The 15449-nt window shown below is 64.1% G+C and carries 15 protein-coding genes; 11 read left to right on the top strand and 4 right to left on the bottom strand.

The annotated features are described in order from the left end of the window. Positions 1-57: 57 nt before the first annotated feature. The 3 genes from CP557_RS22420 (at position 58) to CP557_RS04405 (ending at position 1351) form a co-directional block, all read left to right on the top strand. Positions 58-222, top strand: coding sequence for a DUF7331 family protein (locus CP557_RS22420; RefSeq protein WP_169924337.1), 165 nt, complete (start codon positions 58-60; stop codon positions 220-222). Between the two features lie 135 nt (positions 223-357). Then, positions 358-867: a DUF7322 domain-containing protein gene (locus CP557_RS04400; protein ID WP_211290174.1), complete on the top strand. Its 510-nt coding sequence runs from the start codon at positions 358-360 to the stop codon at positions 865-867. A 22-nt stretch (positions 868-889) separates the two neighbouring features. Further along, positions 890-1351, top strand: a complete 462-nt coding sequence (locus tag CP557_RS04405; RefSeq protein WP_097378788.1) for a DUF7346 family protein — start codon at positions 890-892, stop codon at positions 1349-1351. Positions 1352-1393: 42 nt separating this feature from the next. Here the strand turns inward: CP557_RS04405 and rad50 are convergent, their stop codons facing one another. The 3 genes from rad50 to CP557_RS04420 form a co-directional block, all read right to left on the bottom strand. After that, on the bottom strand, positions 1394-4078 hold the full coding sequence (gene rad50 / locus CP557_RS04410) for a DNA double-strand break repair ATPase Rad50 (protein WP_097378789.1): 2685 nt from the start codon (positions 4076-4078) through the stop codon (positions 1394-1396). Further along, positions 4075-5448, bottom strand: coding sequence for a DNA double-strand break repair protein Mre11 (mre11, locus tag CP557_RS04415; protein ID WP_097378790.1), 1374 nt, complete (start codon positions 5446-5448; stop codon positions 4075-4077). Before mre11 ends, rad50 begins: the two co-directional genes overlap by 4 nt. A 649-nt stretch (positions 5449-6097) precedes the next feature. Beyond that, positions 6098-6733 (bottom strand): IS6 family transposase, encoded by a 636-nt coding sequence (locus CP557_RS04420; protein WP_097378791.1) that lies wholly within the window; start codon positions 6731-6733, stop codon positions 6098-6100. A 153-nt stretch (positions 6734-6886) separates the two neighbouring features. Here CP557_RS04420 and CP557_RS04425 point away from each other — a divergent pair, with 153 nt between their 5' ends. Both CP557_RS04425 and CP557_RS04430 read left to right on the top strand, forming a co-directional pair. Further along, on the top strand, positions 6887-7183 hold the full coding sequence (locus tag CP557_RS04425) for a hypothetical protein (protein WP_097378792.1): 297 nt from the start codon (positions 6887-6889) through the stop codon (positions 7181-7183). Positions 7184-7269: 86 nt separating this feature from the next. Then, complete coding sequence (locus tag CP557_RS04430) at positions 7270-7596, top strand: hypothetical protein (protein WP_097378793.1); 327 nt, start codon at positions 7270-7272, stop codon at positions 7594-7596. Between the two features lie 10 nt (positions 7597-7606). Here the strand turns inward: CP557_RS04430 and CP557_RS04435 are convergent, their stop codons facing one another. After that, entirely contained in the window at positions 7607-8128 is a 522-nt protein-coding gene (locus tag CP557_RS04435) for a hypothetical protein (RefSeq protein ID WP_097378794.1), read from the bottom strand. A 94-nt stretch (positions 8129-8222) separates the two neighbouring features. Here CP557_RS04435 and CP557_RS23380 point away from each other — a divergent pair, with 94 nt between their 5' ends. From CP557_RS23380 to CP557_RS04460, 6 genes are all read left to right on the top strand, one after another. After that, complete coding sequence (locus CP557_RS23380; RefSeq protein WP_342746467.1) at positions 8223-8429, top strand: hypothetical protein; 207 nt, start codon at positions 8223-8225, stop codon at positions 8427-8429. A 39-nt stretch (positions 8430-8468) separates the two neighbouring features. After that, entirely contained in the window at positions 8469-8735 is a 267-nt protein-coding gene (locus CP557_RS23385) for a zinc ribbon domain-containing protein (protein WP_342746468.1), read from the top strand. Positions 8736-8791: 56 nt separating this feature from the next. Then, on the top strand, positions 8792-9631 hold the full coding sequence (gene surE / locus CP557_RS04445) for a 5'/3'-nucleotidase SurE (protein WP_097378795.1): 840 nt from the start codon (positions 8792-8794) through the stop codon (positions 9629-9631). A gap of 82 nt (positions 9632-9713) precedes the next feature. Next, the gene (locus CP557_RS04450) at positions 9714-11549 is read left to right on the top strand and encodes a type II/IV secretion system ATPase subunit (protein ID WP_097378796.1); all 1836 of its coding nucleotides are present in this window, start codon (positions 9714-9716) and stop codon (positions 11547-11549) included. Positions 11550-11551: 2 nt separating this feature from the next. After that, positions 11552-13738 (top strand): type II secretion system F family protein, encoded by a 2187-nt coding sequence (locus CP557_RS04455; protein WP_245852903.1) that lies wholly within the window; start codon positions 11552-11554, stop codon positions 13736-13738. Between the two features lie 2 nt (positions 13739-13740). After that, positions 13741-15384, top strand: a complete 1644-nt coding sequence (locus CP557_RS04460; RefSeq protein ID WP_097378798.1) for an Ig-like domain-containing protein — start codon at positions 13741-13743, stop codon at positions 15382-15384. Positions 15385-15449: the final 65 nt, after the last annotated feature.

Genomic DNA, 15449 nt, shown 5'->3' on the forward strand with positions numbered 1-15449 from the left:
AGACATATAAATTGGTAACACATAGCATAGATTCAGGTGACCGATGTGTCCACCCATATGAACGACGACGTGACGGATCAGCGCGAACCGAGTAGTGAACCCGCGGGGACCGCAACGATCGAGTCCTACGAGACCGAAGACGGCGTCGTCTTCTATGACGCCGAGAATCCGCTGGCGTGGGTAGAGACCTCCCGGACGCTTACTCTCGAGGAACTGGCCTGAGACGGGCTGCTGTCGCTGTTTTTTCGTCGCACCCGCGACCGCTGTGGGGCTGGGACGACACTGACTGACAGGAGTCCGGACGAAACGGCACTCGCGAAGCGAACGTTTTTCCTTCCGCTGGGCATCGTCTCGAACGTGGTATTCGACCGGACCGAGAACGAGCCCGAGGAGTGGGACCCAGAGGAGGAGTTCTACGATCCCGAGAGCGACTCGTTGACGATTCCACAGGTCTCGATGGAGGACGACGATCCGGACGACGACCTGGGCGAACTCACGAACCCGGTCGAGGCGCCAACCGTTTCGACCGGCGAAATGGACGTTCCCGACGAGATCCTCCAGACCTTCTGGGTGCTGGTGGTGGTGCTCAACGCCGCCGTGTTGCTCGTCTCGCTCGGTCTGTTGATCCTGGCCTTCGAGGGGAACCTGACCCGTGGGGGACCCCTCGTCGGTGGTGGACTCGTTTTGCTCGGTCTCGCCGGTCGACGATACAGGCGGTTTCAGGCGGGCGACCACGGCACCACTGCCGGTACTGACGGTTCCGGAACCGATACCGCCGCTGACGACGGTTCCGAGAACACGGAACCGACCGAGTCGGCTCCGGAGGGATCGGCCGAAACACCTTCACGGGACGGTACACAAGAGTAGCTACCCGACCGACCCATCGCCTATGAAAACAGTCGAGGACGACACCGGCAGACGATACCTGCTTCTCAGACGATCGGACAACGCGAGTCTCGTCCGTGATCCCGAAACCGGCAACGAGTGTTACGTTCAGAACGACCGCCTCGAGGCCGTCGACGGCGAGTCGGCGCTCGAGACGGCCGCTGGAACCGTGTCCGACCCGGTCCTGACGTTGCTGACCAACGTCCACGACGAGGAGACGCTTGGCCTGTTGATCGAACTCTCCGAACGGGGGCCGCTCGGCGTCCGTACCCTGCTCGACGCCTATCAGTTCTGCGAGAGCGACCTCCACGGCCGACTGACGGTTCTCTCCGCGGCCGGACTGCTCGAAGAAGCCGACATCGCCGGCGAACGCGGGTACGGGGTCACCGAGGACTGCGAACGCGCACTCGAGACGATTCGACCGGAAATCGAACCGTCGAACGACGGGCCGGCGGACACCGACTGAGTTCCGACCCGCAGTTCGGCAGCGACGCCGACGCTCTCCCCGTCAGTCCGACGCCAGCAGCTCCGCTTCCGGCGGCTCGCCGCGCTCGAGTCGCGACCGGTTCGACGTGGCGTCTTTCTCGACGCGGACGAGCGAGTCGGCCGCGCCGACGAGTTCCTCGTCGTGGCTGACGACGACGATCTGTTCGACGCCGAGATCGCGCATCGACTCGATTAGCGAGACGAGTTGGGTCACGTGACCCGAATCGAGAAACACCGTCGGCTCGTCGAGAATCAGCGGCGGCATGGGCGCCGATCCGTCGACCCCCTCGGCGAGCAGTCGGTAGATCGCACACCGCAGGCTGAGGTTGAACAGCGCTCGTTCGCCGCCGGAGAGCTGTTCGGGCTCGAGCGCCTCGCCGTCTTTCTGATACACGGTCAGCCGGTAGTCGCCGTCGAGATCGATCGCCGCATAGGAGTCGTTCTGATAGACCAGCTCGAACGTTTCGTTGAGCAGTCGCTCTAGGGTCTCGACGTTGTGCTGGCGCAGCTCCGCCCGCAGGTCGCCGTACGTGGTCTGGAGGCTCTCGGCTTCCTCGTAGAGGGATTCGAGCAGGTCACAGCGATCCTCGACGGACTCGAGTTCCTCGCGTCGGTCCTCGAGTTCCTCGAGTTCGTTCTCGGCGGCACCGATCGCGTTCTGGATCTCGCCGCGCTGGTCCTCGAGCTCCTCGAGTTTCCCGTCGACCTTCTCGATGTACTGCTCGGCGTTGTCCTTGTCCTCCCGAGCGGTTTCGACGCGGTCCTCGTCGAACTCCGATTCGAGGTCGCGCTTGCGGTCGCGCTTATCGGACAGCGTCTCGCGGCGCTCGTCGTTCATCGTCTCCCAGTCCGCTCGCCGCTCGCGGAGGTTCCCGATCTCGGTCTCGAGAGCGGTCTGCTCGTCGGTGATCTCCGAAATGCGCTCGAGCGTCTCGAGCGTCTCTTTGATCGTCCCTCGCTCGGTGTTGATCTCCCCGAGGTCCGCCCGCGCGCCGGCGACCTCGTCTTCGCGTTCCGCGGCTGCAGCCCGTTTCTCTTCGGCCTCGGCCTCGTACTCCTCGGCGTCTTCGCGGAGCTGATCGCGCTGGTCGCGGCGGTCCGCGAGGCTCTCGCGCTTCTCCGCGAGTAGCTGTTCGATGTTGTCGCGGTTCTCCTCGAGGCGGTCGACCCGCCGCTCGGCCTCCCGCAGGCCCTCGGCGCGTTCGATCCGCTCGTCTATCTCGTCGCGCTGGTCCTCGAGCGCTTCGGCCTCGGCCTCGAGGTCGGCGAGTTCCTCCCGGCGATCGGTCAGGACGTCCACGTGCGGTGAGTCCTCGACCGGCTGGCCACACTCCGGACACTTCCCCTCCTCGAGCAGTCGTTCGCCCTCCTCGATCGCGTTCTCGGCGGTCCGGATATCGGCGGTGACGTCGTTGATCTCCGACACCAGTTCGTCGCGCTCGGTCTCGAGGTCCTCGAGGTGCGATTCGGCCGCGCCGAACTCGACCGGCGCATCGTCGAACGTCGCCCGCGCGGCGTCGATGTCGTCCGCGAGGTCGTCGAGTTTCGCCTCGCGATCCGCGATCGCTTCCTCGTCGGCCTCGATCTGCTCTTCGAGCGCATCGGCTTCCTCCCGGGTCTCCTCGGCGTCCCTCTCGAGGTCGTCGGCCTCCTCGCGGAGTCGCTCGACCTCGTTGTTCCCTTCGGTGATCGTCACGCGGACGTCCTCGAGTTCGTCCCGGAGCGCTTCGTCGCGGTCCTCGAGTTCGTCGATGCGGTCCTGAGTCACCGCTTCGTCGGGGTCGTCGCTCTCGAGGTCGACGGCCTCGAGAAGATCGGCACGCTCGTCTGCGAGTTCCTCGCGCCGGTTTCGAATCTCGCTGATCTCGTCGCCGGCCTCGTCGCGCTTGCGCTCGGTCTCGCTGATCTTCGAGCGCAGATCCTCGATCTCGGTCTCGAGCGCCGCGATCTCCTCGCGGGTCTCCTCGTGGCGCTCGAGGACGTCCACGGCAGTCTCCAGGGTTTCCTGGGCCTGCTCGCGCTGTGTCTCGTAATGGTCGATCTCCGCCACGACGTCGGTGCGCCGAGACTCCAGGCCGTTCAGCCGCTCGTGGAGGTCCTTCTCTTCTTTCTCCTGAACCTTTTGTCGGACGTTTTCGAGGACCTCCCGCTGACCGTCGAGGACGTTCTTGACGCCGAGGCGCGCCTCGCTGGCTCGTTCCCGGTAGTCCTCGAGTGCGCCCAGTTGGAGGAGGTCGTCGATCATGTCCTGGCGGTCGCTCGGCGAGGCGTGGATGAGCTTGTTGACCTCGCCCTGGCGGACGTACGCGCAGTTGACGAACGCCTCGGCGTCCATCCGCAGGAGCTGGGTCACCTCCCGACGAACGTCGCGGGCACCTTCGATCGTCTCCGTCGGCGTCTCGAGGACGCACTTCGTCGTCGTCGCGCGGTCGCCGCGCAGTTTGAGCCGTCGCTCGACGTGGTACTCGCGGCCGTCGTGGGTGAACCAGAGTTCGACCGCCGCCTCCTCCTCGCCGGTCGTGATCACGTCGTCGAGCGTTCGGTCGTCGAGCGCTTTCGAGCCGTAGAGCGCGAAGAAGACCGCCTCGAGCAGCGTCGACTTCCCGCTGCCGTTGACGCCGTGGACGACGGTGACGCCGCGCTCGAGCGTGAGGTCGGCGTCGCCGTAGCACTTGAAGTTCAGCAGGCGGACGCGGTCGACCCTCACGCGAAATCACCCAGCGAGGCGGTGTCGGCGTCCGCGTCGTCGGCGTCGTCGGCCGACCCGGTGGCCGCGTCGTCCTCGGTCGGTTCCACGGGGCCGTCGGCGTTCGGTTCTTCGCTGCCAGCAGTGTCCGCCGATCGGTCGGCGTCGGCTGCGTCGACCGGATCCGTGCCACCGTTGGCTGCGGTCTCCTCGGCGAGCTGGTCGGCAACCGTCGTCACGTCCTCGTCGCCGGGTTCGCGCTCCGGTGCGGGCTCGAACGCCGACTCGTCGTCCTCGAGTAGCTCCCGGACTCGCCGTTCGACGGCGTCGCGGACGTTCGAATCGGCGAGGTCGTCGCTCCGGACGGTCTCGTCGATCTCGAGGGCGGCGTTGCTCAGCCCCATCTCGCGTATCCGTTCGCGGACGGCGTCGTCCGGGTTGGCGAAGCTCACCGATACGTCCTCGTCCTCGTCGGGGAGGTCCCGGCGGTCGTTGACGCGGGCGACGAGGGCTCCGCGGTCGATCGCGAGTTCCTCGATGGCCGCCGGGGCGATCGGTCGGCCCTCGTCCTCGACGGTGACGATGACGACCGCGTCCGCGAGGTCGTGCTGGCGGACGCGTTCCTGCACGCGATCGATGCCCTCGCCGTCCGCGAGTTCGACGTCGACGAAGACGAACTCGCGGGTCGAGGAGAGGCCCCGGCGACTGATCGTGACCTCGTCGTCCTCGAAGTCCACGAGATTGTAGCCCCGGTCCTCGCGCTCGCTGGCGCTGGCGCGCTCGGTCGACCCGCAGTAGGTGACCCACGTGTCACGCACCTCCGCGGTATCCGGCTTGTGGTTGTCCCCCAGCAGGACGGCGTCGAAATCGACCGTCGACTCCGCGAGGACGGTTTCGGTGTCCCAGTCGGCGTGTGCGAAGGGCTCGAAGAGGCCGTGGCTCACCAGACTCGCGTGGGCAGCCGTCTCCGGCAGCGCGTCGAAGTCGTAGGTGAGGTCGTCCCGGCGCGAGCGGGGGACGAAGTCGAGGCCGTAGAAGGCGGTGTCGTCCACGAGGATCGGCTCGGCACCGAGACGCGTCGCCAGTCCGAGGTCCGCGAAGAGGTCGAGCCACTGGGCGTCGCGTTTCGACTCGTGGTTGCCCACGACGGCGAGGAAGGGGATGTCGGCGTCCGCGAGCGTCCGGAGGATGTCGACGGTCCCTTGGAGGTCGACGAGTCCCGGCCGCCGGTCGTGAAAGAGGTCGCCGGCGTGGATCACCGCGTCGACGTCGTCGGCGACCGCGTCCTCGACGACCGAGCGGAAGGCCTCGAGGAAGTCCTGTCGTCTGTCGGGCGAATTGTACTGCTGGTACCCGATGTGGGTATCGCCCGTATGGATAACCCGCGTCATTGGCCAGTCGTTGGCGAGCCGACCCTAAAGGGGTTCCGTGACCGAAGTGAAAGTAAAACGATGTGGTACATTGATTTTTACCTTTCCCTATAATATGCGGTCTCGCCTTCGGCTCCGAACTTCGGTAACGCCAAAGATAGACCAGTAAGTGCTACTGGGATTACCTTCGGTGACAGCGGATCGCTAACTATTGTATTAGCCTCAACGGAAAACACTCGCTCAATCGCTGAGGCCGTATTCTGCACTCTCAAACAGTGATATGGTGATACACTTCGGGCACGAACGTATTTTGGACAAGTCTGTAAACTTATGCTGAAAGTAGGTGTGAGAAATATCAAAATAACTCTTTAATTTACTATGGGAAAATTAGAGTTAGCATTTACTGCCACGGAACTCCATTGCTGAGTCGCTTGAGGACGGAGCGTCTGGATGACGAATGTGGAAGAATAGATTATTCGGAGTGTCACCATTCGTGACTCGCGTGAAATCAGGGAAGTCCAAGGCAGTATACTCTCCATCACCGGGTGGTCGAGAGGCAATATCTACGTCTCCGTCGATGAGAATTTCCCCACTATTATCCCAAACGGTGAATTCGACGTGATAGTGTTGTTGACGGTGATTAACGATGGCAAAATGAAATGGGTAGTGTTCAGATAAGCTGATTCCATGCGAAGCTGAACGATCTGAGCCAGTCGTCGGCAGTTTCTGCTTCGGCGTTGCTGAAGCAGTTTGAGAAGCAGAGTGTTCGTCGTTTTATCTCTCTAAAGACACGTTCAACAGCATTTCGATTTCCATGCTTTTCGTATCTGAAATCGAAGCCGTGGCGCTGACATGCATCTTGTAACGAGTGCGACCCATCAACGAGAAACACGGCGTCAGAGACGTTGTGTTTCTCGGATAGTTCCGTAAGAAACGAATGAGCGAGAACCTTCGTTGTTGTCGGTTCAAGCTTTGTATGGAGCAATTCGTTTGTCTCTGGATCGATTGCGGCGTACAGCCAATACTGCTCATCGTTCAGTCGGATCACGGTCTCGTCAACCGCAACGTGATCCGGACACCGGCCAGATTCGGGCTGTAGATCGGCCTTGTGTACCCAATTGTGAACAGTAGACCGAGCGCGTTTGACACCGAATACCTCAAGAACAGAGACAGTATTCGAAAGCGAAAGTCCAGCGAGGTGCAGTTGAATACTGAGCTTCATCAGCAATCGCGGTGTCGCTTCTCGTTCAACAAACTCTAAGTTGATCTCGTCTAAACAACCGTTGAGGCGGTCGTTTTCGGGCATAGATCACTCAGAAAACGAACCGCCTCATCCTTCATCCTTATCTGAACACCGCCAGATCGATTCACCGGAGAACTAATACGTCGAGTGTCGTCACAACCACTGGCTGAACGAGATGAGTACTGCATATCCGCGGCAGCGACCGAATCCTCGAGTATGATCGGGACGGACGAGACCCGCGAGATCGTCGACTGGCAGAAGACGACCGTCGATGGAGCGACGGTGTACGAAATCGAGTACAGCGAGCCCGTCCCGGAGCCGACGGGACGCTCGCGGTCGCTGTTCCGTGCGAGCAGCGGCGGAACGGTTCCGGCCGGCGAGCAGTCCGTTCTCCTCCCGGACGGCGAACGGATTCCCGCGACCGAGGCGGTGTTCGACGCCGAGGGAACCACGCTCCGCGTCCGTCACGAGCCGTCGCTGGTGGCTCGGGTTCGGCGGTATCTGCCGTGGTGACGCCGACGACCCGCTCGCCCCTCGGCGGAACTGCTGGGAAGCAAGCGGCGAAATAGTTATACGACTGTCACGAATAGCCAACCCGTATGTTCGAACAGTTCTCGTTGGTTCTGTCCGCTCTGTACGTCGTTCAGGGGTTGCTGGGGCTGGCCGAACAGCGCATCTATCCCACCGAACGACGAGCGCGCGAACCGCTGGTCTCGAGGCTCCACCTCGTCAGTTCGATCGCGTTCACCGTCGGCGGTATCGCCAGCGCGTCGTGGCTCCACTGGAACGGCCTCCCGACGACCTGGTATCCGACGATCCTCGCCTGCGGGATGCTCGTCTCGATTCTCGTGCAAGGGCGGATGTACCGCGCGATGGGCGTCTCGCACAGCCCAGTAATCGACCGGGTATCGGCGCGCCTGCATTGATCCCACACGCTCACTCGAGCACGTCTCGAAGCACCGCACCGAAGCCCGCGGCACCGATACAGATCGCGAGAACGCCGCCGACGCCCGTGACTGCGAGCGCGCCGCTTATCGCCGCGGCGACCAGCAGTTGCGTGAGCCACTCGTCGTTGCGCCCGACGAGCCGATCGGCGATGGCGAGATACGCGATCGCGCCGCCGATCGCCCACACCAGATACGCCAGCAGGAATAGCGGAATCGCCACGACGATCCCGACGATCGTGACGAGAAGGAGCAGTATCAGCAGGCCGATCCCGAGCAGCGACGCGAGCCCGTAGAGGAACGAGCCGATCGGCTCCTCGAGAACGTCGCCCATCATTCGCTCGGTATACTCGGGACCGACGGCGACCAGGATCGCGCCGACGACCAGCGTGGTCAGAAAGGCCCCGATCGCGCCCCCGAGGAGTCCGCCGGTCGTACCGATATCGATGTCCACGCCAGGAGCAGCCTGTGCGATCACCCCAACTGCGAGGCCCGCCTCTCCGAATCCGATCATAGTCCCTGAATGGTTGTCGAGCGTATAAATGGGTGCGATGGCGGTCACCCGAGTTCGCTGACAGCCTTTTGCTCCCTCGAGTCCTCTCACACGTATGCACAGCAAACGCCTGCAGCGGGAGATCGACGACCTCGTCGCCCAGGGGTGGACGATCGAAGAGGAGACGCCGGATCGGGTCGTACTGGTCGACCGCGAGTTCGGGTCGGTACTCTCACACGTCCTGGTCGCCGTCCTCACCGTCTGGTTCTCGATGGGGCTAGGCAACGTCGCCTGGGGTGCGTACAACTATAGTAGCCACTGAAAGTCAAGGCACACTGACCGCATGATGGCGTTGCGGTCAGTGTGGAAATCGTTTCAGTGGCTACTATGCGTCTCGAAATCCGAGCGTCGCGTTCTCTGGGACGACGCCGACGGCTGTCCGTCGTGTGGCGCGGCCGTTCCGTCGTCGGCCGCGTACTGTCCGGCCTGTGGCGACGACCTCGAGACCGGTCCCGACCGAACCGAGGGCGTCGTCTGTCCCGACCGTGATGCGGTGGTCTCCGAGGGGGCGCGGTGCTGTTCGGCCTGTGGGACGAAACTCGCCGACGCAGCCGACACTCCCTCGTAGCGGACCCCACGGAACCGAACCCATACGTAGCTCGCCCGCTATCGAACGACTAGGCAATGGAACTGGACTCGGACCCCCACATTCTCCTGACGAACGACGATGGGATCGACGCGCCCGGTATCCGGGCGCTGCACGACGCGCTCTCGGCGGTCGGGACGGTCACGGTCGTCGCGCCCGACCGAAACCGCAGTGCGGTGGGTCGGTCGCTCTCGTATGGCCGAACTGGGTCGTCGACCGACGACGACCTCTCGCTGGACCTGGCAGCGGACTCGTTCACCGCAGCGGTCCCCCACACCGACCACGAACTCGGCTACGCGATCGATGGCACGCCCTGTGACTGTGCCATCGTCGGGGCCAAGGCCCTCGAGCCGGCACCCGATATCGTCGTCTCGGGCTGTAACTCGGGTGCGAACCTCGGTGCCTACGTCTTCTCCCGATCGGGGACCGTCAGCGCCGCCATGGAGGCGGCCTTCCTTGGGACGCCGTCGATCGCCGTCTCGATGGATACGCTTGGCTACGACGTGGCCCTCGAGCCGACGGACTTCGAGCGAGCGGGCGAGATCGCCGCCGCGCTCGTCGGTGGGGCGGCCGGGACCGGTCTGTTCGACCGCGTCGACTACCTGAACGTGAACGTCCCGCGGCCGGACTGCGAGCCAAACGGCGTCGCGATCACGCGCCCGACGGAGGTCTACGAGATGGACGCCGCGTTCGAGAACGGCGGGTTCGAGTTGACCAACCGGCTCTGGCAGCAGATGGCAAACCGGGACATTCCCGACGACGAGGACACCGATCGGCACGCCCTCCTCGAGGAGGCGGTGTCGGTTTCCCCGCTCAGGGTACCCTACGACGTCGTCGACACGGAGCCGGTTCGGCGGATTCTCGGCGACGTTCTGTAACGCCTGTCGATCACGGGATTCTGTCAGTTCAGGAGCAGGCAACGTTTAGGGAATCGCCTCACAAGGGACAGGCAATCGATCGATGGCGGACGGCAATCATCCCGATGATGACGACAATCGGGGTCAGGCCCCCTCGAGTCCACCGAGCGGCGTCGGGCCAGCGACGACCCTCGAGGACGACACCGATTTCGTCGTCGCACGGACCAACGACGAAACGACGGCACGCGATGACGAGCCGGAGCCGACGTCGGGTATCCCCCCATCCGACTCGCAGTCGATGGAAGCGATCAGAGACGCCGTCCTCGCCGACGTGCGAGCGTCCTTCGACGACCGACCGGACGACGCGTTCCCCGGCCGCCCCTCCGATGCGTACATCGAGGAGCAATTCTTCGATTTCAGCTATCTCGAGGAGTACGAAGAAGTCGACCGATACTGGGTAAACCGACCGTACGCGTACGTCACGATACTGTACGACGAGTCGACCAACACCAACCGGTATCACGTCGTCGAACCGGCCCTCGACGAGTTCGAAGAGTACGTCCGCGAGGACCTGATTCGATCGCTTCGAAGCGATCTCATGTACAAGGAGTTCGACGGGGAGATCGACAGGGCGGTCGCCTTCGACGAGGAGGTTCCCCGAGTCATGCGCGAGCACGCCGCCACCGTCGGCGACGGCCCGTTGCAGCAACTCCGCTACTACCTTCGCCGGGACTTCGTGAGCTACGGGAAGGTCGACCCGATCATGCGCGACCGGGCCGTCGAGGACATCTCGTGTGACGGAGCGGCCAGGCCGGTCTTCGTCTACCATCACGGCTACCGCGACCTGCGGACGAACCTCTCCTTTAGCGACGAACGGTTGAGCGCGTACGTCGTGCGACTCGCCCAGCGAGCCGGCAAACACCTCTCGGTGGCCGATCCGCTGGTCGACGCCTCGTTGCCGGACGGGTCGCGTGTCCAGCTCACCCTCGGTGGCGAGGTGACGACCGGCGGCGCGAACTTCACCGTCCGAAAGTTCGCCGAGGTCCCCTTTACCCCGATCGACCTCGTCAACTGGGGCACGTTCTCCCTCGAGCAGATGGCGTACCTCTGGCTGGCCATCGAGAACAACGCCTCGCTCATGTTCGCCGGGGGAACCGGATCGGGGAAGACGACGAGCCTCAACGCCGTCTCGATGTTCGTCCCACCCGAGAGCAAAGTCGTGTCCATCGAGGATACGCCGGAACTCACGCTCCCCCACGACAACTGGATTCAAAGCGTCACCCGAGAGGGCGTCACCGCCGGGGGGCGGGGCTCGGTCGGAATGTTCGATCTACTACAGGCCGCGTTGCGCCAGCGGCCGGAATATCTCGTTATCGGCGAGATTCGAACGGAAAGCGACGTCGCGCTCACGTTCTTCCAGTCGATCGCGACCGGCCACACTGCCTATACGACGTTCCACGCCGACTCCGTTCGCGGGTTGTTGAGTCGCCTGCAAAACGAACCGCTGAACGTCCCCACGGGGATGATCGGCAATCTCGACATCGTCTCCATCCAGCAACAGACGACCCAGAACGACAAGCGCGTTCGCCGCAACAGACGACTCGTCGAGTTCGCCAGCGATCAAGACGCTGCGGGCGAACTCGACCCACACAGGGTGTTCCAGTACGATCCCCAGAGGGACGGCTTCGAGCGGGTCGCCGAATCGAACGTCCTCGGCGAAATCGCCGACAGACGAGGCTGGACGTCCGGCCGAGTCGAACGGGAACTGGAGCACCGTCGGACCGTCCTCGAGTACCTCCTCGAGTCGGGCATCACCGACTACGAGAGCGTCGCACGCGTCATCCAGGGATTCATCCGCGATCCCGAGTCCATCCTGGAAGAAGTTCGCGCCGGCGACCTCGATCCCGACGAGATCGCAGTGATGGAGGCCGATGACTGACCGTGACCGACCACGACTCCGAGGACTCCCCGCTCGGCGGGCGGGGCCTCGACGAAGAGACGGCTGAAGCCGTCCTCGAGGATGCCATCGCCGACGGCCCATCCATCCCGTTCGGCAGCGATTCACACCGCCCGTTCGATGGCGAGGGCGGGGAACGGGGACCCGAGCTGTCCGACACGGAGCCGGAACCGGAGGAGACACTCAGCCAGCCGCTCGTCGACGAACGACAACTCGGCAGGGAAGAGCGACTCGCACTCCGGGAGGCGTACGGCCGGACGCGGACGTTCTTCAAGTCACGTCCCGAACGGTATCGAGGCCTCCAGCGGCGGCTCAAGCAGGCTCGCGTTCGGGACACCTACGACGAGTACCTGACCGACAGCGCCAGATTTGCGGTGATCGCCGCGGTCGTCGCGGGGATCGCGGCCAATATCGTCCTCGTCGTACTGGGAGTCACGGGGCGGCTCGACGCGCTAGAGCCACTGTTCGCGTTTTCCGGCCGGGCACGCGATGCGTTCCTGACGAACCCGCTGCTCGCCGGGGCGCTGTTCGTCCCCCTGTTCTGGTCGCTCGTTGCTGGTGGTGCCGTCTGGGTCGGGCGGAACTACTACTATCCACGAAGCGTCGTCGCGGCCCGGCGACGCAGTATCGCGCTCAATCTGCCGTACGCGGTCACGTTCATGTACGCGCTCTCGAGTGGCGGGATGAACGTCGTCGAAGTCTGTCGCCGCCTCGGAGACAGCGAAGAGGTCTACGGCGAGGTCGCGAACGAATTCGACGTCGTCGTCCGTGAGATCGACCTGTTCGGCAACGACGTATTACAGGCACTGGACAACGTCCGCACGCTCACGCCCAGCGACGAGTTTCGGCGATTTCTCGACGACCTGCTCGGCGTCCTCGAATCGGGCGGCGATCTCGAGACGTTTCTCGAGGAGGAGTCCGAGGGGGCCCTCGATAACGCGCTCGAAGAGCAGGCGTCGTTCATCGAGACGCTCGGCACGCTCAGCGAGGTGTTCGTCGTCGCGTTCGTGGCGACCCCGCTCTTTCTCATCGTCATCCTGATGGTGGTGAGCTTTCTCGGGGCGGAGACGGTGGAACTGATCGCGGGTCTCGTCTACGTCGTCTTTCCGCTGGCGATGGTCGGGTTCTTGCTCGTCGTCGATCTACTTTCGCGTCCGTACGAGGAACCGACTGCCAGTCTCGCGGCCGACGGAGAGCGGACTATCGAGACCGAGCAGATCGCTGACGACCCGCGATTCCCGCCCTACCAGCAGTCGAAACGAGAGACCGGTCTCCGGGCGTTTCTCTCGGATCCGTCCCGTGCGATCCGTCGCCGTCCCGTGCTATCGCTGGGTGTGACGATACCCGCAGGGATCGCCGTTGCCGGCCTCGGGATCTGGGGCGGATTCGTCGAGCCGACCGTCTCGGCGTTTCTCGGTGCCCCGCTTCCCACGACTACAGGGCTCGTCGTCGCCCCGCTCGTGACGGCGACCACCCCGCTGATGATTCTCCACGAGCGCGAACGCCGACGGACCGAACTCATCACTGAGCGGTTCCCCGACGTGTTGAGTATCCTCGCCAGCGCGAACCAGATGGGCGTCGGTATCGTCGACGGCTTCGAACTGGTCACCCGGTGGGCAAGCGGGACGCTGGCGGAGGAACTCCGGCGAGTGCGCAACGACGTGGCGTGGAACCACGATCTGACCGGGGCCTTGCTGGCGTTCGCCGACCGGCTGAACGTCCCGCAGTTGACCAGAACGATGACGCTGATCGCGGAGGGAAGCCGCTCGAGTGGCGACCTGCATGGCCTGCTCGAAATCGCGGCCGCGAACACCAGAGCCCAGGCGAAACTCGCCCGTGCACGGCGGCGGGAGGTCGGCTCCTACGTCGCCATCGTAGTCATCGGATTTCTCGTCTATCTGCTGGTCATCGTCATGGTGAGTGCGAGCTATCTCACCCCGATCGCTGAACTGGCCGCCGACTCCGAGACGACGGCCGCCGAAAGCCCCGTTTCGCTGGGTTCGATCCCGGTCGAAACCTACGAACTCCTCTTCTTGCACTCGGCGCTCGTTCAGGGGTTCGGGAGCGGGTTGATCGCCGGCAAACTGGCCGAGAACGATGTCCTCAGCGGCCTCAAATACGGGCTGGGACTGGTCGTTCTCACGGTCGTCGCGTTCTTCCTGTTGGTGTAACCATGTTCGGATCCAACGCCACCGATCGACCGGCGAACGACACCCCGTCGGCGGCGCGTGCCGATGGAAACCCGTCACTGACCGAGCGGTTCCGTTCCGGACGAAACGGGGAGTACCACGAGACGGACCGCGCCGTCTCGCCGGTCATCGGCGCGATTCTCATGTTCGCACTCCTGCTTGCGCTGCTCGCGCTCCTCCAGACGACTGCGATCCCCGCTCTCAACGAGGGCCTCGAGTTCCAGCACAACGAGCGCGTCCAGACGGACGTCGGGGCCGTCGACCGGCGGAGCGATCGAGTGGCCGCGACCGGAACGAGCGAAACGGTTTCGATCGAGAGTGGGCTGCGCTACCCGCCCCGACTGTTCTTCGTCAACCCACCACCGGCCGCCGGAACGGTTCGGACGACCGACCCCCGGATGATCGAGATCGCCAACGCAACTGCAGCCGGCGAGACCGGCGATTACTGGAACGGGACGCCACGAACCTTCGAAACGCGATCGCTCGAGTACGTCCCCGACTACAACGAGTACGGGAACGCACCGGTGACGGTAGCCGAACCGTGGGTCGTCTACGATCGCTTCGACGAGACGGCAGCGACACGGGCCGAGCAGGATCTCGTCGACGGTCGGCGGATCGAGTTCGTCGCGCTCGCGGGCGAACGCTCCGTCTCACGGCCGGACGACGTCTCGATCGATATCGAACCGACCAGTGCCCCGACGCGGACGGTCACGGTCGACGACGGGAACGAGCCGATCACGCTGACGATCCCGACCCGTCTTCCGGCCGACGAATGGAAGACCCTGCTCGCGGACGAACTCGATCCGGCGGGCGATCCCGACGACGACCGGTACGTGACGGCGATCGACTGTCAGCAAGCGCCGCCCGACCCTTGCGGACAGTTGACCCTGACGCTCGAGCAGGGGGCGACCTACGAACTTCGGCTCGGGGCCGTCGCGCTCGGTAGCGGGGTCGGCGACGTGGACGCGGCGTACCTCACGGACATCGAGGGAAACGCGACGGCCATCCCGGAGAGCGGTCGCCAGCGACTCGTCGTCGAAGCCCGCGACCGATTCGATAACCCAGTCAGCGGCGTTCACGTGACCGGAAGCGTCAGCGGCGACGGCACCGTCCGAGCCGTCGATTCCGTCACCGACGCGGAGGGGCGGGCGACGTTCGTCTACGACGCCCCCGACGATGTCGACGGGACTCGAGACGTCGAGCCGACGCTGCGCATCGGCGACGGCCCGTCTCGGGAAACCTCGTTCGAGATCCGTGTGATGGATCGCGACGGCGGGCCAAATACCGGCGGTGGGTCCGGGGACGGTGGGAGCTCTGGACCTGGCTCCGAGCCAAGCGTGACGATCACCGACGTCGTCGCCACCGGCAACAGCGGCCAGGACAGGTACGACGTTACCCTCGAGACGGTCGCTCCCGACGGAACAGTCGATTCCGTCGACCTCCAACTCCGAAATCCAACCACTGGGCGGAGCCTCGATTCGGCTTCGGTTCCGCCCGGTGGCGGGACCGTGACCGTGAGTACCCAAGGAAACAGTCGGCTCTCGGCCTATCGGATCGTCGCCACTGCGACTGACGCCGACGGAAACACGTGGACCGACGAGACGACCGTGGGTGGGAACGGCTCCTGAAACGGGTCCGCGTCGGTTCGACCACCGAACGCGCGTCGAATCTCGGACCCGGTCGGAAACAGGCC

Source organism: Natrinema ejinorense (assembly GCF_002494345.1).
GTDB classification, from domain to species: domain Archaea; phylum Halobacteriota; class Halobacteria; order Halobacteriales; family Natrialbaceae; genus Natrinema; species Natrinema longum.